This window comes from Streptomyces sp. NPDC053426 (assembly GCF_055585405.1).
Map to the genome: position 1 here is coordinate 232,153 of NZ_JBVJKE010000004.1, position 22,328 is coordinate 254,480.

Below are 22,328 nucleotides of genomic sequence, written 5' to 3' on the forward strand. Positions count from 1 at the left end.
GGGGCGCGGCGCGAACGCACACACCGCCCGACGCCAAGTATGACGGCGAAGGGCGGTGTGAGTCAGGGGGCATCGAAGATCGGTAAGGGCCGGACGGGTCACACGGCGGGGACCACCCGTCCCGTGACCTCGCCGAGGCCCACGCGGACGCCGTCCGGGCCCGGCGCCCAGGCCGAGAGCGTCACCACGTCACCGTCCTCCAGGAACGTCCGCTTGCCGTCGGGGAGTTCGAGGGGATCACGGCCGTTCCAGGTCAGTTCCAGCAGCGACCCGCGTTCCCGCTCGGCGGGGCCGCTCACCGTGCCGGAACCGTACAGGTCGCCGGTGCGCAGGGAGGCGCCGTTGACGGTCATGTGGGCGAGCTGCTGGGCGGCCGTCCAGTACATGGTGGAGAAGGGGGGCTCGGAGACGACATGGCCGTTGACGGTGACGGTGATCCGCAGGTCGTAGCCGCCGGGTTCCTCGGCCGCGTCGTCCAGGTAGGGCAGCAGTTCGTGCGTGCGCTCCGGCGGCGCGACGCGGGCCTCGTCCAGGGCGTCCAGCGGGGTGATCCAGGCCGACACCGAGGTGGTGAAGGACTTGCCGAGGAACGGGCCGAGGGGGACGTACTCCCAGGCCTGGACGTCGCGGGCGGACCAGTCGTTGAGGAGGCAGAGGCCGAAGACGTGGTCGCGGAAGTCACCGAGCGGCACCGGCCGGCCCAGCTCGGACGGCACGCCGACCACGAAGCCGACCTCGGCCTCGATGTCCAGCCGGACGGACGGCCCGAAGACCGGGGCGGCGTCCGTGGGCGCCTTGCGCTGGCCCGAGGGGCGTACGACGTCGGTGCCGGACACCACGACCGTGCCGGCGCGGCCGTGGTAGCCGATCGGCAGGTGCTTCCAGTTGGGGGTCAGGGAGTCGGCGGCGTCGGGGCGGAACATCCGGCCGACGTTCCGGGCGTGGTTCTCGGAGGCGTAGAAGTCGACGTAGTCCGCGACCTCGAAGGGGAGGTGCAGGGTCACCTCGGACAGCGGGTGGAACAGCGGCTCGACGGTCTCCCGGTGCGCCGGGACGGTCACCCACGCCGTGAGCGCCCGCCGCACGTCCGACCAGGCCGTGCGGCCCGCCGCCAGCAGCGGGTTGAGGGTCGGGCGGGCGAGCAGGGAGGCGTACGGCGAGCCCAGGGCGTGCGCCGCCGCGCCGGCGTCGAGGACATGGTCGCCGAGCCGGACGCCCACGGTCCGCTCCGACGAGCCGGGGGGCGAGAAGACGCCGTACGGCAGGTTGTGCGGGCCGAAGGGATCGCCCTCGGGGACATCGAAGGGGGGCATCGGGTGCTGCCTCGCTTTCGTGTGCGCGGGTGCTCCACGTGTCCGTGGTCGTGCCACACGTTACGGGTGACACGGCGGTCTTGGGCAGAGCCGACGTGGTGGCGCCCCCCGCTTTCCCTTGCGTACCGGAAGTTATCCACAGGAGGGGAGGCAATCTTGACGGAGCGGTGCGAACGGGGCGACTCTGGGCGGGTGCCGGAAGGCCTCGGGGAGGGGGCGTTTCCGAAGGCACACTGGGGGGCGGATGGCCATTGGGGAGGCCGGACCGCGCTCGGCGCGCTCGGGATCGCAGTCGAAGCGGCTGGAAGAGACCATGCGCGGCCGGCTCGGCCGGGAATGCGTGTACGTGCCGTCATGCAGGTTCGGGCTGTTCGTGGCGTTGCGCCACTGGTGCCCGCCGGGCGGCAGGGTGCTGATGTCGCCGGTCAACGACGACGTCATCTTCTTCGTGGTGCTGGCGGCGGGACTGCGGCCGGTGCAGGCGCCGTTGAACCCGTTCGACGGGTCCATCGACATCGACGCCGTGCCCGAGGGGACATGGGGCTCGCTGTCCGCCGTACTGACGACGAATCTGTACGGCAACCCGGACCCGGCACCGGAACTGCGGGCACGTTGCGACGCGTTGGGCATCCCGCTGCTGGAGGACGGGGCGCACGCGATCGGCAGCGAGGTCGGCGGGCGGCCGGTCGGGGCCTGGGGCGAGGCCTCCGTTTTCAGCCTTTCCAAGCATGCCGGGGCCCAGGCGGGCGGCATGCTCGCGCTCGCCGACCCGAGCCTGGCCGAGGCGATGCGGGCCGGCTGCGACGAGCTGCTCGCCCCGCCCAGGGCGGCGTCCGAACTCGCCTATGCCTTACGGCCGTACGCCGAGGCCGCCGTACGGGGGCTGGGGCTGCGGCGGGCCGCCTGGGCGGCGCTGGGACTGCTGGGGCTGACGGAGCGCGACGGGATCAGGATGCCGCTGCGTCCAAACGCCCTGGCCGAGGCCGCCGGCGCGGCCCCGGACCTGACCGCGCACGACCCCTGGGTCCGCGTCGACATGCACACCTACCGCCTGCGGTCAGGACCGCTGCGGCTGCGGCGGATCCGGCGCAGGCTCGGACGGCTGGACGAGGTGCTCCAGGCCTGCCGGGACGGCACCGAACTGCTGCTGTCGACCCGGTGGGCCCGGCCGGGGGAGGGGAGCCGGGCGCAGCCGCTGTTCCGGGTGCCGCTGCTGGTGGCGGACCGGGACGCGGCGATCGCGGCACTGGCCCGGCGCGGGATCGTCGTCGGCTACCTCTACGACCCGCCCCTCGACGACTACGCGGGGAAGGCCTTCACGGACCCGTCGCCCGCGCCGGAGGCGGCCCGCTGGTTCGCGCGGCACGCGCTGCCGGTCGACCCGCTGCGGGCGGGGGAGGCCGTCGACGCGCTGGAGCGGTCCGGCGTGCGGCCGGCCGAACCGCCGGAGGACCTGACACGGCCGGGGGCACCGGCCGATGAGCCGGGGACATCGGCCGACGGGGCTGGGGCCGGCCCGTGACCGACACCCAGGTGCACGAGCCCGCCGCGGCGCGCGCCGACGGCGGGTCCCGGCCCGCCGGGGGCCCGTCCGGCTCCGACTCCCTGTTCAAGAACGCCTACTTCCTGATGCTCAGCACGGGCGTGTCCGCCGTCCTCGGCCTGGGATTCTGGCTCGTGGCCGCCCGCTACTACTCCGAGGACGCCGTCGGCCAGGGCTCCGCCGCGATCGCCGCGATGCGGCTGCTCGCCAGCATCACCGCGACCACGATGATCGGCGCCGTGGTCCGCTTCGTACCGCGGGCCGGCCGCGAGACCGGACGCCTGGTGTGGGGCGTGTACCTGGCGAGTTCGATGGTCGTCACCCTGGCCGCGGGCGTCTTCCTGCTCACGCTCGACCAGTGGGGCCCCTCCTACGCCCCCCTCGGCACACCGCTGGCCGGGGCGCTGTTCGTCGCGGCGTGCGTGGCGTGGGCGCTGCTCACCCTCCAGGACGGCGTGCTCACGGGGCTGCGCAAGGCCGAGTGGGTGCCGGCCGGGAACGCGGTGTTCTCCGTCGGGAAACTGGTCCTGCTGGCCGTCTTCGCGAGCACGCTGCCCGTGCTGGGCATCTTCGTGTCCTGGGCCGTGGCCATCGCGTTCTCCACCCTGCCGCTCGGCTGGCTGGTCTTCCGCCGGCTCATCCCGCGCCAGGCCGCCGCCGACCACGACGTGGAACCGCCCGGCCTGCGCTCCATGGGCCGCTTCCTGGCCGGCGACTCGCTCGGCGCGCTGTTCAGCCTCGCCATGATCAATCTGCTGCCCGTGATGGTCGCGGTCCGCTTCAGCGCGGCGGAGAACGGCTACTTCTACGTGGCGTACACCGTCGGCGGAACGATGGAGTTCATGGCCATCAACATGGCCTCGTCGCTCACCGCCCACGCCTCGCACGATCCGCGGCAGCTCGCCGACGGCGTGCGCGGGGCGCTGCGCCGGATGACGCTGCTGCTGGTGCCGGTGGTCGCGGTGCTGGTCGTCTTCGCGCCCCAGATCCTCACGCCGTTCGACGCGGACTACGCCGAGCACGGTTCGACCGTGCTGCGGCTGCTCGCGCTCGGCGCGCTGCCCCGGGTGGTCGTGGAGCTGTACATCGGGGTGCTGCGGGTGCAGGGGCGCACCGGTGTGCTCGCCGCGCTCCAGGGCGCGATGTGCGCGCTGGTGCTGGGCAGCGCGGCCGTGCTGTTCACCCCGGCGGGGATCGCCGGGGCCGGATGGGCGGTGCTGATCAGCATGACGCTGATCGCGGCCGTCTCGGTGTTCGGGCTGCGCGCCGCGCTGCGCGAGAAGACCGGCGGACCCGTGGAGCGGTCCGCCGCCGTCCCCGACTACGGCACGCGCTGGGCCCGGCTCAACGCCACCGCCGGGTACGGCACGAACTGGGCACGCCGGGCGGCGTACGAGCACAAGGACGCGGAGGGCCACGAGGGCGACGAGGACGACGAGGAGACCGTCACGCTGTTCATCGGCCGCCCCGGCTACGAACGGGAGGCCCTCCAGGCGGACACGGTGGCGTTCATCGTGCGGCCGCCGGCCCCGGACGGGCGGGGGGACGGGGACGACGCCGGCGGCGAGGAGCGGTCGCCTCACGAGGGGAGCGGCCTCCGGAAGGACGCGCCGGGCGAGCCGTGGGCGGCGCGGGGGGAGCCGGACCGGGACGAGGACCCGGTGGGAGCCGCGACGTCGGACCACAGCGGGAGGCCCGACGACGAGGGGCCGGACGCCGGCGAGGAGCAGCCCCCTCCGCCCGTGAGGGGTGCCGGCGCGCCCCCGGCCGTGGCCTCGTGGGAGAGACGGGCACCGACGGAGGCGAGCGGGGCGCCGTGGGCCGGTGAGGCATCCGCCGGTACCTCTGCGTGGGCCGACGAGGCACCCCCCGGCACTTCGACGCGGGTCGACGAGGCATCCGCCGGTACCCCGACGCGGGTCGACGAGGTGCCTCCCGGCACTTCGACGCGGACCGGCGAGGCATCCGCCGGTACCCCGACGCGGGTCGACGGGGTGCCTCCCGGCACTTCGACGCGGACTGGCGAGGCACCCCCCGGCACCCCGACGCGGACCGGCGAGGCACCCCCCGGCACCCCGACGTGGACCGGCCGCCCGGACCCCGCCGGGCCACCGGTACCCGGCACCGACCCCGGCCGGCGGGTCGTCGGGGCCCTCTGGGCCCTGCTGGCGCTCGCGGCCCTCGCCTTCTGGTTCTCGGTACGCGGGCTTCCCTGGTCCGACGGCGCGGGCGAGTTCACGGGGCGTCGGACACTGGAGGACCTCCCGTTGTCCGCGTCGGCCGCGGGAGGAGTGCTGCTCCTCGTCTTCGTCGCCTCGGTGACCCTGCCCGGACGGCCGGTCCCCTGGCTCTCCGGCCTCTCACTGACCTCCGCCCTGCTCGCCCTGCACATCACGCCCGTCGCCCTCGGGTGGCGGCCCGAGCCGGTGGACGGGGCGCTGTACGCCGACGCGGCCCGCTCCCTCGCGGAGGCGGTGGGGCTCGACGGACCCGGTGCCGTGCTGCGGTGGGCCCCCTCGGTGTTCCAGCTGCTGTGCCTCGTACCGCTGTGGCTGCTGCTCGCACGCGCGGGCGGGCGGCTGACGTGGCCGGTCCGCTGGGGCGTGCTGTATCTCGTCGGGGTGGCCGGCTGGGTGTTCCGGGAGGCGCTCGCACCGGTCGCGCCGCCCCTGCTGGTCGCGCTCCTCGGGCTGTTGCTGCTCAGCCGCGCGGCGGCACGGCTCGCGCTCCGCGACGGACGGAACGGCCCGTCCGGCCACTGAGCGGCCGGACGGACCGGGCACCGGCCACCGCTCAACGGGGCGGCACGGGCTGCCGGAAGTACTCGTCCCGCCCCGCTTCCCGGTAGCCCTCCAGCCCCGGACCGGCGTTGACGGTCAGATCGCACTCGGGCTTCTCCGAGGTAGGCCGGTTCCAGTGCACCAGGGCCTTCACCTCCGGAAGCTTCTTCACGGCGCCGGGGATCTCGGTGTACCAGTCGCGCTGGCGCCCCGGGTCGTCGGCGTCGGGCGCGGTGGCGAACTCCGCGAGCATCACCGGTTTGTCGTCGGTGACGTTCGCGCGCAGCCACTCGTAGCTGGGCCGCTGGCTGCGCAGGAAGTCCTTCCAGTCGGTGGTGTCGTGGCAGCCGTAGTAGTTGTACTGGTCCATCGCGATCCAGTCGACGTACTCGTCCCCGGGGTAGAGGGCCTTCATCTCCTTCGCGCTGCCGAGGTAGCCGGAGACGGTCCACACCCACACGACGTTGTCGGCGCCCAGTTCACGGAACCGGTCGTGGAGGTGGCGGTACGCCGCGACGAACTCCTCCGGGGTGCCGGCGCCCTCCTTGATGCGGGCGTCGGTCTCCTGGTCGAAGGAGAGGAAGACGCGTTTGCCGTAGGCCTTGAGGCGCCGGATCTGCGGGTCGACGATCTCCTCGTCGTACTTCCCCGAGGCGATGTTCTTCCAGCCGAGCTGGGTCTCCGTCCAGTTCTCGTGGTGCGGCTCGGTCCAGACGGTGGACTCCCAGGCCAGCATGAGCAGCCGGTCCTCGCCGAGCTCCTGCTCGTCGGGGGTGAGCAGCTGTCCGTCGAGCTCGGTGCCCGACATGTCGTGGTAGTTGTAGACGAGGTCGAGCCTGCGGCCGATCCGCTCCTCGAAACCGAGCACGGCGTCCTTGAGCGAGCCGTTCGCCGCGTACGGCACATACGCCCCCCACCAGGCGCCGCAGGGCGGAACCAGCGTGTCGGTGGGGGCGCAGGGGCCGGTGGGCAGTTCGCCGGAGGCCGCGTTGCCGGGCAGGCCCTGACCGGAGGGGTCCATGTCGTCGGGTCGGCCGGCCCAGAATCCGAGCCCGGTCAGCAGCGCGGCGACCGTCACCAGGACGACCGCCGTGTAACCGCGCCTCGCGCGCACCGCCTCCCTCAGCCCGCGCCACCTGGACCGCTTGTGCGGCTCGCGCAGCCGGTGCAGCCCCGTCACGTGCCACCGCCGTCCGCGGTCCTGTGCCTGACGCGCTCCACCGCGCCGCGCCGGGCGGCGGGCAGCGGCAGCCCCGGCAGGGCCGCGACGACCGTGGTGAAGACGGCGAGCGAGACGAGGAAGGAGGTCGCCGAGAACCCCTCCACCAGGAACAGCGAGGTGGCGGTGAGCACACCGAGCGACAGGCTGATCGGCGCGGCGAGCGCGACGGCCTCCAGCCTGGCGCCGGTGGCCGGCCCGTCCGGCTGCGGATACAGCGCCGCCCAGCCCGGACCGAACAGGGTGAACACCAGCACCGGGACCCAGCGCAGCGGCGAGGGGCCGGGGACGGCGGTGGCGGCCAGCGCGAGCCAGCCCGAGGCGCCTATGAGGACTCTGAGGTGTGTTCCGGTGGGCCGGATGCCTCTGGGGCCGGTGCTGCTCATGTGCTGACCCGACGGAACCGGCTGGCTGGCCTTCGACGTCACTTCGATCACCTTGTGGTCGTTCCTCGGGCGGCCGGACGGTACTCCAGCACGACCCCGTACGCGTGGCTTTCGACGGTCCGGAAGAAAGGAGAGGCGGAGAGTTTCGTGCGCAGCGTCTCGAAGCCGCCGGGCGGCAGCAGGCCCTCGCCGGCGGTGTAGACGTCCTGGGTGCGGGTGAGGACGACGTACGTCCTGGTGCCCGGCGGGATCCCGTCGGCGAGGTAACGGGCCGGGTCCTTCAGCATCCGCTCGTTCTCGGGCAGTTCCTGCTCGGCGAAGAACCAGTGCTCCAGGCGGTCGTACCGGTGCAGTGCCTGCGGGAAGGAACCGCTGGTGGAGAGGATCAGCGAGCCGTCGGGGGCGTTGTCGAGAGCCCGGGTGACCAGCGCGGTCTCCTCGGGCGGTGTGTAGTACATCTTCTCCTTGCCGTAGTACGACGGCAGGAAGCCGGCCGACAGCACCAGCAGAACGGCGGGCAGGGCGACGGCCGCGGCTCCGCGCCGCAGCACCCGCGCCCGGCCGCTGCGGGCACCCGCTGCCGCGGCGGGCACGAGCGCGGCGGCGGCGAAGAACGCCGCGCCCGGCAGGCCGAACAGGTAGACGCGGAACAGCATCTCGCCGCCGTAGTCGTTGACGGCGAAGAGCGGAACCGGGGCGGCGGAGACCAGCAGCAGCGGCAGCGCGCTGCGGACCAGCCGGCGCCGCAGCACGAGGGCGATCCCGGCGAGCGCGGCGACCGCGAGCACCATCAGCACGTTGGCGGTCCCGGCGAGTTCGGGCCCGGGCCCGGTCAGCTCACCCGCGTACCCCGCGCGGGAGTTCTGCGTCAGTTCGCCGATCGACTCCTTGAGGGTGGACAGCGTCTCGACGAACAGCGGCCGCCCCATGGTCAGGTCCCAGGCGAGCATCAGCAGCACGGCGACGGCCAGCAGCCCGTGATTGCGGTAGCGGCGCGTGAGGCCGAGCGCGAACAGGCAGACGCAGAGCATCACCGGGGTGAGCTGGTGCGTGGCGTTGATCGCGGCGATCAGCGGGGCGAGGATCACCACGCAGACCGCGCGCTGCCGGGTGCCCGTGGGCGCCGGCACGCCGGCGGCGGCCGGGTCGAGGACGGTGCGGTCGCGCAGCCGCCCGGCGGAGCCGGGGCGCACGAAGTGCCGCAGCACCACCGCGATGACCGTCAGGTGCAGCAGGTACGCGAGCCCTTGGGGGGCGAAGTAGTCCTGGCCCACCCAGTTGGCGAGCTGGAAGATCCACACGGCGGTCCACACCAGCCGCCAGTCCTGGCAGAAGGTGCGGTAGATCAGGACGAGCACCGGCATCATCAGCAGGCCGAAGACGATCGGCGCCCAGTTGGCGTACGTGGCGGCGCTCTCCACGCCGAAGGCGCGCACCAGACCGGAGTTGAGGGTGAAGAAGCCCGGCCACTGGTCGTACGCGGACATGTTGCCGGACAGCGCCGCGCCGGGCCGCAGTTCACCGTTGGCGAGCAGCGTGTCGACGACGGCGTCGTGCTTGGAGGCCCACGGGTAGCGCACGGCGTCGTACAGCATCGCCGGTGGTGCCTTGAGCGCGAACAGCAGCGCGACGCAGTGCGCGGCCGGCCACCAGGGCGCGGTGCCCGCGCGCCGCAGGCCGATGACGAAGCCGGCGGTGAGGACCAGCAGCGACAGGTAGTAGGCGGCCGGGAGGCGGTCGAGCAGGCCGTAGTCGCCCATCTCCCGGAAGCCGATGCGGGGCAGCGCGTAGAACCACAGTCCGGCGGCGAGCAGCAGCGTCAGCAGCCCGGCGTCGGGCGGACCGCTCGGGACCGGCCAGGATCTGCGGCCACCGCCGGAGTTCCCTCCCGGCTCCGTCGGGCCGGTGGCCGGCTCGGGGCCGGGCGGCGCGCTGCTCTCAGTGGTCGGTACGGGCACATGCTGTTGCACGCCGAGACTCCCCTCCCCCGCGACGAGTATAGGAATTACCTCTGCTTTTCACACCGAAAACGTCGGACTCGCCCGTGAAGCGAAAGCTGTCCGGTACCTCCCGCGCGACCCGTTCCGTGATCACGTCCGCTCGTCCTTCCTCAGCCGGCGAACGCGGGCCGGCCGCGCAGGACGGTGCGGGCCCGGCGGTACCACCGCCAGCCGACGGTCCTCGGGCCGTCCCGGTACGGGGCGATCCGCGCGCCGTCGCCCGCCAGCCAGGCCTCGACGTCGGCGACGGTGTGGCCGCGCCGGACGATCAGCCGGGCGATGCGGTAGCGCTCGTCCCGCTCCGAACTGAGCGCGTGCCGCACGGCGGTCGCCGTCCGGTAGCCGGCGCGGGCGGCCATGGCGCGCACCCGGGGGCTGTTGTAGCCGTGCGGATAGGCGAGGTGGGGGACGGGATGGCCGAGGGTGTCCTCCAGCACGGCCTTGGAGTCCAGCAGTTCGGCGCGGAGCTGCCGGGTGGTCAGGGTGTCGAGCTGGGCGTGGGTGACCGTGTGGCTGCCGATCTCCATGCCGGAACGTTCCAGCTCCACCGCCCGGTCCAGGGTCATCATCGGGGCGGGCGGCAGCAGGCTGTGGCCGCCCGGGGCGATGGCGCCGGTGGTGAGGTACGCGGTCGCGGGCAGCGCGCGCCCGGCCAGGGCGTCGGCGGTGGGGCCGGGCAGGTCGGCGAAGCCGTCGTCGAAGGTGAGCAGCACCGGCCGGGGCGGCAAGGGGGCCCGCCCGGCGAGGTGTTCGGCGAGGGTGCTGATGGTGACAGGGGTGCGGCCGCTGTCCACGACGGCGTCGAGATGGGCCGCGAACTCCTTGGGCGTGACGGTGAACTCGGCGATCCAGTCCGGCGGATCGTCCATCACGGCGTGGTAGAGGAAGACGGGTATGGCCGCGGTCGTCATCTTCCCCTCCCCGGTGCCCGCCGCGCCCGCAGGTATCCGAGCGGCCCGTACAGCATTCCCCTGCGCTGCAGCCGCGACAGCCGGCGTGGCCAGGGGTGCGTGCGGGTGTCGTGCGCCCCCGGCGCACCGCCACCGGCGTCCGTGTCGCGCACTTCCGTCAGCGCGCGGGCGTGCGCGAGGCCGCGCGGCAGCCGGGCGAGGAACGCGGGCAGCAGCGCGGGCCGGTTGACCAGGACCGCGGTGAGGTAGGCGGTGAGGCCGGCGCCGTAGCCGTACGCCTGGGTCTCCAGATCGGCCCAGGTCTCCCGGTGGTGGTGCCACACCAGCGCCCGCGGCGTGTAGCGCAGCCGGTGCCCCTGGGCGAGGACGCGGACGAACCCGTACAGGTCGTCACCGCCCCGCGCGGGTGTCCCGGCGCCGGTGGCCGGGTCGAAGCCGCCGACGGCACGCAGCACCTCCGTACGGAAGGCCATGTTCGCGCCGGAGCCGAAGCGGCCCGCGGTGAAGGGGAACAGCGGCTCGTCGCGGGGCGGGTCCTGAGGGTCGTACGTCGTCGGCGTGAAGCCCTTCGCGAAGCCGCCGTGGCTCTCCAGCAGGACCTGGGCCGGGGTGCGCAGCCGGGCGGGCAGGATCAGGCCGGTGGTGCAGCCGAGCCGCGGGTCGGCGGCGAACGGGGCGGTCAGTTCGGTGAGCCAGCGGGGATCGGCGACCACGTCGTCGTCGGTGAACGCGATCACCTCGCCCCGCGCCGCCGCCAGCCCCCTGTTGTGCGCGACGGCGAGTCCGGGCACCGGCTCGCACACGTACCGCACCCGCTCGCCGTACTTGCGTTCCACCAGCTCACGGGTCTCGTCGGTCACCGGCGCGTTGTCGACGACGACCACCTCGAACCGCGGGTGCTCCTGCGCGAGCAGCGAGTCCAGCGCCCGGGCGAGCTGCCCGGCCCGCTCCCTGGTGGCCACGACGACCGAGGCGTACGGCGGCTCCCCGCCGCCCGTCACCCCCACGGCCTCCGCCGCCGTCACCTCCACGGCCTCCGCCGCCACCGCGGAGGCGGCCTCCGTCAGCGCCGCCCGCGGGTCCGCGCCCTCCGGCACCCGGGTCAGCAGCGTCCCCACCGGGCGGCCCGCCCGCCTGACCAGCAGGAACACCTCGCCGTGGGTGATCGGTGGGCTGCCCGGTCCGGGTCTCGGTGCGGCCTCGTCACCGTCCAGGTCGATCTCGGCGACCTGCACCGCGCCGATGGCCAGGAACCGTCGTATCTCCTCCTGCGTACGTGCTCTTCGGGACATCCGTCCTCCCCCTCCTCACGACCGGCGCAGCCGTGCCGCGCCCTTCAGGGTCCGTGCCGCCAGCGCCGCCAGGCGCGGACGGGCGCGGACGAATCCGTGCGCGCGGCGCGCGGGCTCGCGGCTCAGCCGGTGCAGCGCGGCGCCCACGCCCGGACGGGTCGCCGCCCCCTCGTAGACGGCGAGTTCGCCGGTCTTCAGCGAGTCCTTGTACTCGGCCGGACCGCGCCCCATGTCGAGCATCCCGATGCCCTCGGCCGCCGCCGCCTCGGCCATCCGCAGATGCAGCACCAGACCCGGCGAGTACTTCGCGAACTCCGGGTCGTACGCCGGGAACCAGCAGGCCAGGACGGACGCCGAGCGCAGCCCGAAGTGCGCGGCGACGGGGCGCTCCCCGGCGTACAGGACCGACAGCGTGCCCGTGCACTGGGCGGCCCGGGTCCCGGCGAGCCGGCCCACGAGCCGGGCGATCCACTCCTGCGCGAACCGGTCGCGCCGCCCGGTCCTGCGGTACTGCGCCGACTTCCACTCCATCAGCGTGCGCAGCGCGGCCGGGTCGCGCTCGTCGAAGACGAACCGCACGGCTCCGGCCTGGCGGCCCAGCCTGCGCTCCTTGGCCAGCGTGGTCTTCAGGAACTTCGGCGACTGGGTGCGCAGCACCGACTCGTACGTCTCGTAGCCCTTCTCCACGTCGATGACGTAGGTGGCGTGCTCCTCGGCCGCGTACGGCACGAACAGCCCCTGGTCCGCCTCCAGGTTGTCGAAGGCGAAGCTCGACACCGAGCAGCCCCGCAGCAGTTCGTCCGTCTCCAGGGCGACGCCGGGGCCCAGGACCGCGCCCTGGCAGTCCGACACCCCGAGCCCGATCGCCCGGCCCTGCCCCAGCGCACCCCGCTCGTACGGCAGGAAACCCACCGGCTGAGCGCCCTCGTACAGCACCGCGACCCGGGCCCGCGGGCGCACCCGGGCCACGGCGACGCTGAACTCCGGTTCCATGAACGGGTTGCGCGGTGCGTCCGTCGCGGCGCGCAGTTCCCGCCAGCGCTCCCGCTCCCCCTCGCCGAGCTCCCCGGGCCTCAGCACACGCATGCGTCCACTGCTCACCTGACCCCCCGATCAAGTCCCCCCTGGACCCTTGGAAGGTACCGCCCCGGACCGGGCGGACGGTAGATAGCGGACCATGTTCTTGCCAAACGGGGAAAGAGACCTGAACCGGTCCTTACCCGGCGTCGAGAGAAGGGGAACCGCACCGAAAGCGAACGCAAACGGGCACGGTGAATCGGACCGTCGGGTTGTCCGTATTCTCTGATCATGGCCGCACCCACCGCGTACTCACTCATCGCCACCGACCTGGACGGGACGCTGCTGCGCGGCGACGACACCCTCTCCGACCGGTCCCTCGCCGCGCTCGCGCGGGCGGAGCGGGCCGGCGCGCGGCACCTCGTGGTGACGGGGCGACCGGCCCCCAGAGTGCGGCCGCTCCTGGACGACCTCGGCTGCACGGGACTCGCGGTGTGCGGACAGGGCGCGCAGGTGTACGACGCCGGCGCGCACCGGCTGCTGTGGTCCGTGACCCTGGACCGGGAGCTGGCGGAGACGGCGCTCGGCAAGATCGAGGCCGAGGTGGGGGAGGTGTACGCCGCGGTCGACCAGGACGGGGTCGACGGGCTGACGCTGATCGAGCCCGGTTATCTGATGCCGCACCCGACCCTGCCCGCGGTGCGGGTCGAGCGGCGGGCCGAGCTGTGGGACCGGCCGATCAGCAAGGTGCTGCTGCGCCACCCGGACCTGTCCGACGACGCGCTGGCGGCTGCGGCCCGGTCGGTGGTCGGGTCACTGGCCACGGTCACCATGTCGGGGCCGGGCACCGTGGAGCTCCAGCCGTGCGGGGTGACCAAGGCGACCGGCCTGGCGCTGGCCGCCGAGCACCTGGGGCTGAGCCCGGCGCGGACGATCGCCTTCGGCGACATGCCGAACGACGTCCCCATGTTCGACTGGGCGGCCCACGGCGTCGCCATGGCCAACGCGCATCCCGAACTGAAGGCGGTGGCGGACGAGGTCACCACGTCGAACGAGGACGACGGCGTGGCCGTCGTCCTCGAGCGACTGTTCGGCGGGGCGATGACGCTCGCCCGTCAGCGGGTGGCTCAGTACGCGCCGAAGACGTTGTCGATGGAGCCGTAGCGGTCGGCCGCGTAGTTGCAGGCCGCCGTGATGTTCGCGACCGGGTCGTACGGGTCGAAGGCGGTGCCGGGCACGTGGTAGGCCGCGAAGGTCGGGTCGATGACCTGCAGCAGACCCTTCGACGGGGTGCCCTTGGCGGCGTTGGAGTCCCAGTTGTTGATGGCGTACGGGTTGCCGGAGGACTCGCGCATGATGTTGCGGTGGATGGCGTCGTAGCTGCCCGGGATGCCGTGCTGCGCCATGATGTCCAGCGACTCGCGGATCCAGCCGTCGAGGTTGTCCGGGTACGCCGTCACGGAGGCGGCGGTCGTCGTCGCGGGCTCGGTGGTGGCGGCGGAGGCGCTGGTCGCGCCGAACAGCGGCAGGGCGACCATGGCGACGCCGGTGCCGGCGACGGCGAGGGAGCGGGCGAGGCGGCGGTTGCCGAAGCGGCCGAGCTGAACGGAAGCAGGCATGTCTGGGTTCCTCTCCTACGCCTGCGAGGTGAGCTGTCGGGTTCGGGCGGGAGAGTGCCCGGCCGTGCCCCTGCGGGCATGGCTTCACCCCTAGCCGTCCCGGTGCGGTGTCCGGTGCGGCGACTTACCTGGGTCCCCCACTCCTGCCGTCTTGAGTTCGTGGTCGGGTGTGATGCGGGCGGCGGCAGGATTAGGCGTCCACCCGGCAGGCCCGGAACGTATGCGAGAGCACATGTCGGGAACAAGTGCGGGCATCACGGAAGATGCCGTTTGATCTTGTGATGGGGGTTTTGGGGTGCTTGATCCTTTGCTGTCGCCAAGGGTCAACTCGACGCCGGGGGAAGGGAGAAGGCGAGTGGCGGGGGGCGGCGGGGGTGCCGGATCACGCGTGACCCACTTCACTGGGGATCACCTGTGAGCGCATTTTTCGCCAAGGGGAATTAGCTCGGTATTTGCGGCAAATCGGACGCCGGGGCGGGCAGGATGGGTTCGCGTGGCGAGGCGGGGCCCGGGAGGCGGGCCGAAAGCCGGACCGGGAGCCGGGTCGAGGAGTGGATTGCTACGTCCGGGAAAGCCGAAGTATGTCCGTTGTTATCAACCGATCAAAAGCACTCCGCTCCTGATCCCGTATCGCCCTGCCCGTAACCCTGGGCGCTGGCGGTGATCGAAACGTGACCGGATACGCTGACTTGAGTGATGGCAGCGACCTATCGACATTCCGTGTAACCGCCAGTGGACACCAGCAGACAGGAGACCCCTCGTGACCGTCGTCGGGCCGTTCGGGCTGAGCGTGCGGGACCAGGCTCTGGAAGCCGATGTCCAGGCCGGAATGACGGCTGTCGAGGAAGGGCTGCTCGAGGCCACCAAGAGTGAGGTCCCCTTCATCACGGGAGCCGCCCAGCACCTGGTGCGGGCCGGCGGCAAGCGGTTCCGCCCGCTGCTCGTGATGCTCGCCGCCCAGTTCGGCGACCCCTACGCGCCCGGTGTCGTGCCCTCGGCCGTGGTCGTGGAGCTCACCCATCTGGCCACGCTGTACCACGACGACGTGATGGACGAGGCCGAGGTGCGGCGCGGCGTCGACAGCGCGAACGCCCGCTGGGGCAACTCCGTCGCGGTCCTCACCGGCGACTTCCTCTTCGCGCGGGCCTCGCACATCCTGGCCGACCTCGGCCCTGAGGCCGTACGGGTGCAGGCCGAGGCGTTCGAGCGGCTGGTCACCGGGCAGATCCTGGAGACCGCGGGCCCCCAGGACGGCCGCGACCCGGTCGACCACTACCTGGACGTGCTCGGCGGCAAGACCGGCTCGCTGGTCGCCGTCGCCTGCCGGTTCGGCGCGATGATGTCCGGCGCCGACGAGACGGTCGTGGACGTGCTCACCCAGTACGGCGAGCGGCTCGGCGTCGCCTTCCAGCTCGCCGACGACGTCCTGGACATCGCCTCCGACTCCCACGAGTCCGGCAAGACCCCCGGCACCGACCTGCGCGAGGGCATCGCCACCCTGCCCGTGCTGCGGCTGCGCGAACGGGCGGCCCGGCTGGGCCTCGCCGACGACATCGCCCTGTGTGAGCTGCTCGACTCCGACCTCACCGACGACGCCCGGCACGCCGAGGCGCTGCGGCTGCTGCGCGCCCACCCCGCGCTGGAGCAGGCCCGCCGGGACACCGTGCGCTACGCCGAGGAGGCGCGCGCGGCGCTCGCCCCGCTGCCGGAGTGCGAGGCGAGGACGGCACTCGTGCAACTGTGCGACGCGGTGGTGCACCGCGCGGGCTGAGCCGGCCCGAACTCCCCCCCGACCCCTACTGGTCGGGGGAGGAAACCGTCCCCCGTGTCATACCCCAGCAGTACGTGGAGTTGCGTCCGGGGTCTGACGAATCCGCCTGCCGGATTTGGTCAGATGGACCACGACGGACAACACCACTTCTCACCGATTCGGGTGAGAATGGCGGCTCAGGGTGAGACTGGTGCGAGGTCACGAGACGAAAGCCGCCGCCGACCACGGAGGTAGGGCACACATGGCACCGTACGAATCCGACGACATGACGACCGCGCGGGAGGCCGACGAGCCGCGCGCGGGGCGGCGCAGGGCCGCGCGGTACGTCGTCCCGGTCACGGTGATGGGAGTGGCGGCCGCGACCATCGGGCTCGTCCCCGCGATCGCCGACTCCGGCGACCCCGACCTGCCGGAGATCACCGCCGCGCAGCTCATAGAGAAGATCGCGAAGTCGGACGTCGAGCAGCTGTCCGGCACCGTGAAGATCACCACGGACCTCGGTCTGCCGGACCTCGGCGGCCTGGAGAACAGCCTCGCGTCCGGCGCCATGGGGCAGGGCGAGGACGGCGGCTCCTCGGCCGACCCGTCCGCGAAGCTCACCGAACTGGCCTCCGGCACGCACACGCTGCGGATCGCGGCCGACGGCCCGGACCGGCAGAAGGTGTCGCTCCTGGAGAACGCCGCCGAGTACAGCCTGATCCACAACGGCAAGGACGTCTGGGGCTACGACAGCGGCTCCAACGAGGTCTACCACGGCACCGTCGACGCCTCCGGCGAGGACCGGGAGCAGCAGCCCCCGGCCACCCCGAAGGACTTCGCCGAGGAGGCGCTGAAGTCGGTCGACGACACCACGTCCGTGACCGTCGACGGCACCGCCCAGGTGGCCGGCCGGGACGCGTACAGGCTGGTCGTCAAGCCCCGGCAGTCCGGCTCCACGGTCGGCGCGATCAGCATCGCGGTCGATCACAAGACCGGTATGCCGCTGAAGTTCACGCTCACCCCGTCGAGCGGCGGCGCGGCCGTCGTGGACGTCGGCTTCACCAAGGTGAGCTTCGACAAGCCGGCCGCCTCGACGTTCGACTTCACCCCGCCCAAGGGCGCCAAGGTGACCGAGGACGGCGAACTCGACCACGGCCGGGAGCACTCCGGGAAGCCGGAGAACGCCCCGAAGTCCGAGGAGGACCTGGCCAAGGGCCTCGACGGGCTGAAGATGCTCGGCGAGGGCTGGAACACCGTCGCCACCTTCGACACCGGCGCCGAGGGCGGCCTGCCCACCGACCTGCCCACCGGCGGGGCCGGCGGTGACCTCGAAGGCTTCCTCGGCTCGCTCGGCGACCAGGTCGAGGGCGAGTTCGGCACCGGCACGGTGTTCAGCACCCGCCTGGTGAACGCCCTGATCACCGAGGACGGCAAGGTCTACGTGGGCACCGTCACCAAGGACGCGCTCGTGAAGGCGGCCGACGCGGGGAAGTAAGGCCCCGGGGCCAGTGACGTAGTCAAGGAACGAGGGAGCCGATGGGCGAGGCGTCCGCCAGTGAGCCGGACGGGGTGCACGCGGGTGAGGGAGTCATCACCACCCGCGCGCTCACCAAGCGCTACCGCGGCGGACAGCCCGCCGTCGACGGTCTGCACCTGACCGTCCCGGCGGGCAGCGTCTTCGGCTTCCTCGGCCCCAACGGCTCCGGCAAGACCACCACCATCCGCATGCTGATGGGCCTGATCGAGCCGACCTCCGGCACGGCGCACGTCCTGGGGCGCCCCATGCCGCGCTCCGCGCGCGCCGTGCTGCCCCACGTCGGCGCCCTCATCGAGGGCCCTGCCCTGTACGGCTTCCTCTCCGGCCGCGACAACCTGCTCCGCTACGACGCCGCCGACCCGACCGCCGACCCGCGCACCCGGCGTGCCCGCGTCGCCGCCGCCCTGGACCGGGTGGGCCTCACGGCCGCCGCCGGCAAGAAGGCGAAGGCGTACTCCCTCGGCATGAAGCAGCGCCTCGGCCTCGCGGCCGCCCTGCTCCAGCCGCGCCGGCTGCTCGTCCTGGACGAGCCCACCAACGGCCTCGACCCGCAGGGCATGCGGGAGATCCGCACACTGGTGCGCGAACTGGCCTCGGACGGCACCACCGTCTTCCTCTCCTCCCACCTCCTCGACGAGATCGAGCAGGTGTGCACGCACGCCGCCGTGATGGCCCGGGGCCGGCTGATCACCCAGGGCCCGGTCGCCGACCTGGCCGCGGGCGCCCGGGGCCGGCTGGTGGTGACCACCCCCGACCCGGCGGACGCCGCCCGGGTGCTCAAGGAGCAGGGGGTCGCCGACGTCGTCGTGGACGGGGAGCGGGTGACCGGCGAGGTGCCCGAGCGTGACCTCGCCGAGGTGAACGCGGCGCTGGTGACGGCGGGCGTCCGGGTACGCGGCTTCGGGGCGGAACGGGCCTCGCTGGAGGACGCGTTCGTGGCGCTGACCGGGGAGGGCTTCGATGTCGCGGGCTGAAGCGGTGCGCAGGGCGAACCCGCTGTGGACCCTCGGACTGTTCCGCAGCGAGCTGCTCACCACCTTCCGGCGCTGGCGCACCCTCGCCCTGCTCGGGGTGCTGGCCGCCGTACCGGTCCTGGTCGGGATCGCCGTGCGGATCGAGACCGGTGACGGCTCGTCGGCCGGTGGCGGGGGCGGCGGGGGAGGACCGGCGTTCATCTCGCAGATCACCAACAACGGACTGTTCCTGGTCTTCACCGCGCTCGCCGCCACGCTGCCGTTCTTCCTGCCCATGGCGATCGGGGTCGTCGCGGGCGACGCCGTCGCCGGCGAGGCGAACGCCGGCACCCTGCGCTACCTCCTGGTCGCCCCCGCCGGGCGGAGCCGCCTGCTGCTCACCAAGTACGCGACGGTCATGGCCTTCTGTCTGGTCGCCACCCTCGTGGTCGCCGTGTCGGCGCTGATCACCGGCGCGCTGCTGTTCCCGCTGGGCGACCTCACGACCATCTCGGGCACCCGGATCAGCTTCTCCGAGGGGCTGGCCAGAGCCCTGCTGATCGCCCTGGTCGTCGCCGTGTCACTGATCGGGGTGGCGGCGCTCGGCCTGTTCGTCTCGACGCTGACCAACAGCGGCATCGCGGCGATGGCGACCACGGTCGGGCTGCTGATCACGGTCCAGATCGTCGACCAGATCCCGCAGCTGCACGCCCTGCACCCCTACCTCTTCTCCCACTACTGGCTCTCCTTCGCCGACCTGATGCGCGAACCGGTCTACTGGGACGACCTGACGAAGAACCTCGGCCTCCAGGCCCTCTACGCGGCCGTGTTCGGCTCGGCGGCGTGGGCGCGGTTCACGGCGAAGGACATCACCGCGTAGGGAAACGCGGTGGCACGGGCGGGCCGGGACGTGTGACGGTTCGGTCCATGGGCAACTCACGGGCGTACCCCGTTCTGCGGACCACGGACGTGGGCGAGGCGTACCGGCAGGCCAAGCGGTTGCGCGCGCTGCTGGAGCTTGTCGAGGACACGGTGTGGCTGTTCGCCGAACTGCCGACGGTCCGCGATGTGCGACAGATCGCCGCGCTCGCTCCAGGACTGCCCTTCGACTACGCCGACACCCGGACCGATCCGGCGACGGGGGACTACGTCTGGTTCGACCTCGACGTGACGGCACTGGACGATGCGGAGCTGGAGGAACACCTGCCACTGTCCTTCTCCGAGGACGTCGATCGTGAGCGCGTCGAGGACGGGATCCTGGCCGCGCTGGGCGAGGGCATGACCTCCATCGAGTGGCACGGGTGCTGGCCGGACGACCCGGACGCGGACTCGGACGGGTACCCGAAGTACGACGGGGTCCAGGTCCTGTTCCACGGTGATGAAGCCCAGTACGGCGACTGGACGGAGGAGCACACCGTCTTCGTCCACGTGACCAAGTTCGGAGACCTGCCCCGTGCCCGTAAGCTCGCCGCCCACATCGGCAGCGAGGTGCTGGGCGAGGCGCAGCTCGGCTGGTGAGCCGAGGAGGTCAGCCGGCCTCGTACGGGAAGCGGGCGAGAGGCGCCTCCTGCGCGAAGAACGTCTTGGCCCGTGCCAGCGCCTCCGTGTCCTTCAGCACGTCGCCCGGCTTGCTGCCGTTGCCGAGCAGCACCCCGCCGAAGCGCATCCCCATGTACGCGGCCGAGTTGTTCAGCGTGCCGACCAGCGGGGCGGCGACCTCCGGCTCCTCGTGCGCGAGCGCGGTGACGCCCCACAGGGTGCGCCCCTCCAGGGTCGCCTTGAAGTCCAGCCCCGGGGTGCGCAGCCAGCCCGACCAATGGTCCAGGTAGCGCTTGGTCCGGTCGGACACCGAGTACCAGTACAGCGGCGAGGCGATCACGATGTCCGTCGCCGCGAGGGTGGCGTCCAGCAGCGTGGCCACATCGCCCTCGGTGGGGCGGGTGTGGTCGCTGTCGTGGCGCAGGTCCTCGAAGTCGGGCAGGGGGTGGGCGGCGAGGTCGATCCACTGCTGCTCCACGTTCTGGGGGAGCTGTTCGGCGGCCCGGCGGGCCAGCAGTTCGGTGTTGCCGTCGGGGCGGGCGCTGCCCAGGACGAAGAGGAAACGACGAGTCATGATCATCCCCAGATGCTCGGCGTGCGTCAATTACAGGCATCTGCATCATATGCGCGTGCATCTATATGTCAAAGGGGTGGCGGGACTCCACGGGCCGTTCAGCCGGTGGGAGCGCCCCCGCGCCGCTCCGCCTCCGCCGCCACCGCGAGCAGCAGGTCCTCCCGCCCGCGCGGTGCCACCAGCTGGAGCCCCGCCGGGCAGCCGTCGGCGCCGAACCCGGCCGGGAGGCTCAGCGCGGGGTGCCCGCTGACGTTGAACGCCCAGGTGAGGGCGGTCGAGTAGACCTCACCGGGGCCGTCGTGACCGTGCGGTGCGGTGGGCGTCGTAGGGGTGATCAGCAGGTCGGCACGGGCGAAGAGGTCGTCCAGGCGCCGGTCGTTCTCCGCCCGGATCCGGTGGGCGTCGGCGGGATCGGCACCGGGGGCGCGCAGGGCGAGCCAGGCCGGGGCGGGGTCGAGGAGCCGCGGTGGCGACGAGGGGCGTACGAGCCGTACGACCCCGGTGTCGACCAGTCGGTCGGCCGCCGTACGGGCCAGGGCGACGGGTTCCGGGGCGGGGTCGGCGAAGCCGAGGTCGGGGGACCAGTGGGCGGAGACGGGGAAGGCCGCGGGGGGCTCGGCCGCGATGGGCCGCCCCGACACCACCCGCCACCACGCCGCCGCGTCCGAGGCCGTGCGGGTGAGGACTCCGGGCGCCGCGAGGCCCGTACGGTCGGCCGAGGGGAGGCGGCCGTTCGTGACCTTCAGCCCGACGGTCCCGCACCACGCCGCCGGGATCCGCACCGAGCCCGCGCCGTCGCCGCCCGTCGCCAGCGGCACCAGCCCGGCCGCCACCGCCACCGCGGCCCCGGCCGAGGAGCCACCCGGCGTACGGTCCGCCCGCCACGGATTGACGGTACGGCCGTGCGCCCCGAGCCCCCAGGTCTGCCAGGGCGTTCTGGGACCGGGCACCGACGTGGCGCCCACGGCGACACCACCGGCCGCGAGCAGCGGCTCCGCCGCGCGCAGCCCGTGCCGCCCCTTGACCGCGACCGGCACCCCGGCCAGCGGCAGACGCTCACCGGCGGCGACCCGGGCGTCCACCTCGTCCGCCCGCCGCAGCGCCTCCTCGCCCCACACCTCGAGGAACGCGCACAGCACCGGATCGACCCGCCCGATCCGCTCCAGCGCCTCCGCGACCACGTCCACGGCCCGCCGCCGCCCTCCGCGCACGGCGGAGGCGATTCCCGCGACCGAGGCGGGCGCACGAGGGCCGTCCTCCCGGCCGCTCAACGCATCGCGCCCACCAGGCGGGCCAGTGGCTCCGTCTCGCGGGGCGGCCGGCCGGTCAGGTCACCCAGGCGCCACTCGTTCACCCAGGGCACGCGGTACACGTCGATCACCGACTCGATGAGCCGGATCCGGTGGGCGAGGGGACGCGGCAGCCGTCCCGGCGCGTCCGCCACCAGGACCACGGCGTCCAGGTCGAGCCCTTGCGGCGCCTCGCCGCGCCGGACCGTGTCCACCGCCGGGAGCACGGCGTCCAGTCCGGCCGCGTGGGTCCGGGCGACGAGCAGCACCGACGGCGGACCGGCGGGGCCGGGCCAGGCACGTCCGCTGTCATGACCGCCGTAGACCGCGGCGAGCGTGGAGACGCCCGCGCCGCCGTGCAGACCGACCCAGGAGAAGCGCCGGGCCGTCGCCCGCGCGGGGGCGGGCTCCGGCGGGGCCGCCTCCGGTACCGCCACCGGCCCTCGGATCCAGATCTCCGGTCCCTGTCCCATGACCCCTATCCTGCTCGTCGGCTCGATCTTCATGCCGTCGGGCGGACGGGAAACCCGCGCGGGCGGCCGTTGGGACGAGCCTGTGACAGCGCGGTGACGTGAGAAGCGCGAGCGAGCGGACAGACTCGACGGT

General features: G+C 73.1%; 19 protein-coding genes and 1 riboswitch. Of the genes, 8 read left to right on the plus strand and 11 right to left on the minus strand.

The annotated features are described in order from the left end of the window. Window positions 1-98: 98 nt before the first annotated feature. On the minus strand, window positions 99-1,313 hold the full coding sequence (gene fahA / locus ACZ62B_RS10510) for a fumarylacetoacetase (RefSeq protein ID WP_344560973.1): 1,215 nt from the start codon (window positions 1,311-1,313) through the stop codon (window positions 99-101). Window positions 1,314-1,557: 244 nt separating this feature from the next. On the opposite strand from fahA, the gene ACZ62B_RS10515 reads away from it, so the two are divergent. Beyond that, entirely contained in the window at window positions 1,558-2,835 is a 1,278-nt protein-coding gene (locus ACZ62B_RS10515) for a DegT/DnrJ/EryC1/StrS family aminotransferase (RefSeq protein ID WP_468881897.1), read from the plus strand. Then, entirely contained in the window at window positions 2,832-5,618 is a 2,787-nt protein-coding gene (locus ACZ62B_RS10520; RefSeq protein WP_469689850.1) for a lipopolysaccharide biosynthesis protein, read from the plus strand. Before ACZ62B_RS10515 ends, ACZ62B_RS10520 begins: the two co-directional genes overlap by 4 nt. 31 nt (window positions 5,619-5,649) lie before the next feature. Here ACZ62B_RS10520 and ACZ62B_RS10525 read toward each other — a convergent pair whose 3' ends face one another. The 6 genes from ACZ62B_RS10525 to ACZ62B_RS10550 all read right to left on the minus strand — a co-directional run bounded on the left by ACZ62B_RS10525 (window position 5,650) and on the right by ACZ62B_RS10550 (window position 12,530). After that, entirely contained in the window at window positions 5,650-6,816 is a 1,167-nt protein-coding gene (locus tag ACZ62B_RS10525) for a glycoside hydrolase family 26 protein (RefSeq protein ID WP_344560967.1), read from the minus strand. Continuing rightward, window positions 6,813-7,241, minus strand: a complete 429-nt coding sequence (locus ACZ62B_RS10530) for a hypothetical protein (protein WP_344560965.1) — start codon at window positions 7,239-7,241, stop codon at window positions 6,813-6,815. The genes ACZ62B_RS10525 and ACZ62B_RS10530 overlap by 4 nt, the downstream gene beginning before the upstream one ends. 47 nt (window positions 7,242-7,288) lie before the next feature. Beyond that, window positions 7,289-9,211: a hypothetical protein gene (locus ACZ62B_RS10535; protein WP_469689852.1), complete on the minus strand. Its 1,923-nt coding sequence runs from the start codon at window positions 9,209-9,211 to the stop codon at window positions 7,289-7,291. A 140-nt stretch (window positions 9,212-9,351) separates the two neighbouring features. Continuing rightward, entirely contained in the window at window positions 9,352-10,152 is an 801-nt protein-coding gene (locus tag ACZ62B_RS10540) for a polysaccharide deacetylase family protein (protein WP_468881884.1), read from the minus strand. Next, window positions 10,149-11,444 (minus strand): glycosyltransferase family 2 protein, encoded by a 1,296-nt coding sequence (locus ACZ62B_RS10545; protein WP_469689854.1) that lies wholly within the window; start codon window positions 11,442-11,444, stop codon window positions 10,149-10,151. The genes ACZ62B_RS10540 and ACZ62B_RS10545 overlap by 4 nt, the downstream gene beginning before the upstream one ends. Before the next feature lie 15 nt (window positions 11,445-11,459). Further along, window positions 11,460-12,530: a GNAT family N-acetyltransferase gene (locus ACZ62B_RS10550; protein ID WP_344560957.1), complete on the minus strand. Its 1,071-nt coding sequence runs from the start codon at window positions 12,528-12,530 to the stop codon at window positions 11,460-11,462. 222 nt (window positions 12,531-12,752) lie between these two features. On the opposite strand from ACZ62B_RS10550, the gene ACZ62B_RS10555 reads away from it, so the two are divergent. Then, complete coding sequence (locus ACZ62B_RS10555) at window positions 12,753-13,625, plus strand: HAD family hydrolase (RefSeq protein ID WP_468720008.1); 873 nt, start codon at window positions 12,753-12,755, stop codon at window positions 13,623-13,625. On the opposite strand, the gene ACZ62B_RS10560 is transcribed toward ACZ62B_RS10555, so the two are convergent. After that, the gene (locus tag ACZ62B_RS10560; RefSeq protein ID WP_468720010.1) at window positions 13,589-14,080 is read right to left on the minus strand and encodes a transglycosylase SLT domain-containing protein; all 492 of its coding nucleotides are present in this window, start codon (window positions 14,078-14,080) and stop codon (window positions 13,589-13,591) included. The two genes, ACZ62B_RS10555 and ACZ62B_RS10560, sit on opposite strands and share 37 nt — an antisense overlap. A gap of 3 nt (window positions 14,081-14,083) precedes the next feature. Beyond that, a riboswitch (cyclic di-AMP (ydaO/yuaA leader) is annotated at window positions 14,084-14,212 on the minus strand. Window positions 14,213-14,840: 628 nt separating this feature from the next. Here ACZ62B_RS10560 and ACZ62B_RS10565 point away from each other — a divergent pair. The 5 genes from ACZ62B_RS10565 (at window position 14,841) to ACZ62B_RS10585 (ending at window position 19,838) form a co-directional block, all read left to right on the plus strand. Then, entirely contained in the window at window positions 14,841-15,851 is a 1,011-nt protein-coding gene (locus ACZ62B_RS10565) for a polyprenyl synthetase family protein (protein ID WP_344560951.1), read from the plus strand. Between the two features lie 241 nt (window positions 15,852-16,092). Continuing rightward, window positions 16,093-17,325: a LolA family protein gene (locus ACZ62B_RS10570; RefSeq protein WP_344560949.1), complete on the plus strand. Its 1,233-nt coding sequence runs from the start codon at window positions 16,093-16,095 to the stop codon at window positions 17,323-17,325. Between the two features lie 41 nt (window positions 17,326-17,366). Further along, a complete protein-coding gene (locus tag ACZ62B_RS10575) occupies window positions 17,367-18,341 on the plus strand; it encodes an ABC transporter ATP-binding protein (protein ID WP_344560947.1) in 975 nt (324 codons plus the stop codon). Continuing rightward, window positions 18,328-19,200, plus strand: coding sequence for an ABC transporter permease (locus ACZ62B_RS10580; protein WP_344560945.1), 873 nt, complete (start codon window positions 18,328-18,330; stop codon window positions 19,198-19,200). The genes ACZ62B_RS10575 and ACZ62B_RS10580 overlap by 14 nt, the downstream gene beginning before the upstream one ends. Window positions 19,201-19,247: 47 nt before the next feature. Then, complete coding sequence (locus ACZ62B_RS10585; RefSeq protein WP_469689859.1) at window positions 19,248-19,838, plus strand: hypothetical protein; 591 nt, start codon at window positions 19,248-19,250, stop codon at window positions 19,836-19,838. A gap of 10 nt (window positions 19,839-19,848) precedes the next feature. Here ACZ62B_RS10585 and ACZ62B_RS10590 read toward each other — a convergent pair whose 3' ends face one another. From ACZ62B_RS10590 to ACZ62B_RS10600, 3 genes are all read right to left on the minus strand, one after another. Continuing rightward, window positions 19,849-20,433: a flavodoxin family protein gene (locus ACZ62B_RS10590; RefSeq protein WP_344561066.1), complete on the minus strand. Its 585-nt coding sequence runs from the start codon at window positions 20,431-20,433 to the stop codon at window positions 19,849-19,851. Window positions 20,434-20,531: 98 nt separating this feature from the next. Then, the gene (locus ACZ62B_RS10595; RefSeq protein ID WP_469689860.1) at window positions 20,532-21,704 is read right to left on the minus strand and encodes an amidase; all 1,173 of its coding nucleotides are present in this window, start codon (window positions 21,702-21,704) and stop codon (window positions 20,532-20,534) included. Continuing rightward, window positions 21,701-22,195, minus strand: coding sequence for a DUF6668 family protein (locus ACZ62B_RS10600; protein ID WP_344560939.1), 495 nt, complete (start codon window positions 22,193-22,195; stop codon window positions 21,701-21,703). Before ACZ62B_RS10600 ends, ACZ62B_RS10595 begins: the two co-directional genes overlap by 4 nt. Window positions 22,196-22,328 lie beyond the last annotated feature (133 nt).

What these genes read in the sequence shown, in the direction of transcription:
- fahA (WP_344560973.1), bottom strand. Translation starts at nt 1,313, where the DNA reads ATGCCCCCCTTCGATGTCCCCGAGGGCGATCCCTTCGGCCCGCACAAC.
- ACZ62B_RS10515 (WP_468881897.1), top strand. Translation starts at nt 1,558, where the DNA reads ATGGCCATTGGGGAGGCCGGACCGCGCTCGGCGCGCTCGGGATCGCAG.
- ACZ62B_RS10530 (WP_344560965.1), bottom strand. Translation starts at nt 7,241, where the DNA reads ATGAGCAGCACCGGCCCCAGAGGCATCCGGCCCACCGGAACACACCTC.
- ACZ62B_RS10540 (WP_468881884.1), bottom strand. Translation starts at nt 10,152, where the DNA reads ATGACGACCGCGGCCATACCCGTCTTCCTCTACCACGCCGTGATGGAC.
- ACZ62B_RS10545 (WP_469689854.1), bottom strand. Translation starts at nt 11,444, where the DNA reads ATGTCCCGAAGAGCACGTACGCAGGAGGAGATACGACGGTTCCTGGCC.
- ACZ62B_RS10550 (WP_344560957.1), bottom strand. Translation starts at nt 12,530, where the DNA reads ATGCGTGTGCTGAGGCCCGGGGAGCTCGGCGAGGGGGAGCGGGAGCGC.
- ACZ62B_RS10555 (WP_468720008.1), top strand. Translation starts at nt 12,753, where the DNA reads ATGGCCGCACCCACCGCGTACTCACTCATCGCCACCGACCTGGACGGG.
- ACZ62B_RS10560 (WP_468720010.1), bottom strand. Translation starts at nt 14,080, where the DNA reads ATGCCTGCTTCCGTTCAGCTCGGCCGCTTCGGCAACCGCCGCCTCGCC.
- ACZ62B_RS10570 (WP_344560949.1), top strand. Translation starts at nt 16,093, where the DNA reads ATGGCACCGTACGAATCCGACGACATGACGACCGCGCGGGAGGCCGAC.
- ACZ62B_RS10575 (WP_344560947.1), top strand. Translation starts at nt 17,367, where the DNA reads ATGGGCGAGGCGTCCGCCAGTGAGCCGGACGGGGTGCACGCGGGTGAG.
- ACZ62B_RS10580 (WP_344560945.1), top strand. Translation starts at nt 18,328, where the DNA reads ATGTCGCGGGCTGAAGCGGTGCGCAGGGCGAACCCGCTGTGGACCCTC.
- ACZ62B_RS10585 (WP_469689859.1), top strand. Translation starts at nt 19,248, where the DNA reads ATGGGCAACTCACGGGCGTACCCCGTTCTGCGGACCACGGACGTGGGC.
- ACZ62B_RS10590 (WP_344561066.1), bottom strand. Translation starts at nt 20,433, where the DNA reads ATGACTCGTCGTTTCCTCTTCGTCCTGGGCAGCGCCCGCCCCGACGGC.
- ACZ62B_RS10600 (WP_344560939.1), bottom strand. Translation starts at nt 22,195, where the DNA reads ATGGGACAGGGACCGGAGATCTGGATCCGAGGGCCGGTGGCGGTACCG.